Source organism: Acinetobacter sp. ATCC 27244, assembly GCF_000156555.1.
Taxonomy (GTDB): Bacteria; Pseudomonadota; Gammaproteobacteria; order Pseudomonadales; family Moraxellaceae; genus Acinetobacter; species Acinetobacter haemolyticus.
The window spans coordinates 43,099-43,666 of the sequence record NZ_GG665956.1 but is presented as its reverse complement, the minus strand read 5'-3'; the positions used below and the strand labels follow the sequence as shown (position 1 = coordinate 43,666).

General features: G+C 31.9%; 1 protein-coding gene. It reads left to right on the top strand.

Going from position 1 to position 568, the window contains the following annotated elements; genetic code table 11:
* On the top strand, nucleotides 1-568 hold a 568-nt coding region (locus HMPREF0023_RS09175; RefSeq protein WP_008941929.1), incomplete at its 5' end, for an ATP-dependent endonuclease.

The following is a 568-nucleotide window of genomic DNA, read 5'->3' as shown; positions in this document are numbered from 1 at the left end:
TTTAACTAAAAATGAAAATCCTCAAGCTACAGCTTTAGCTGACTGTGGTCTAGCTCCAAATAATTTAAATTTTCTGAATCGTTGGTTAGATATCACAAAGTCAAATCTACTTTTTGCAAGTGGAGTTATTTTGGTTGAAGGCATTGCTGAACAAATGATCATCCCAGAGCTTGCTAAAACGGTGTTAAAAGGAAAAGATATTAATAATATTGAAGACTACGGGGTTTCAGTAATTAATCTTAATGGTATTTATTTTAATCATTTTATGCGCCTTTATTGTAATATCACAGATGTAAAAGATGTTCAAGAAGATCAAGTAGGCTTGAATGTACCCATCCGTTGTGCAGGAGTTACAGATTTAGATCCTAAGCAACACTATTATCTAGAAGAGATAGTAAAAGATTCAAAGACGGGTACAGAAGAAAAAAAACAAGTAAAATATGATCATAAGCCACCTTCTGAAAAAAATAAAATAGAAGGAAAAAATCATGCCCTCAAATTAGTGAAAAGTATTAATAGTTCTAACTATGCACGTCTCTTTGTAGCTGGATATAAAACGCTAGAATAA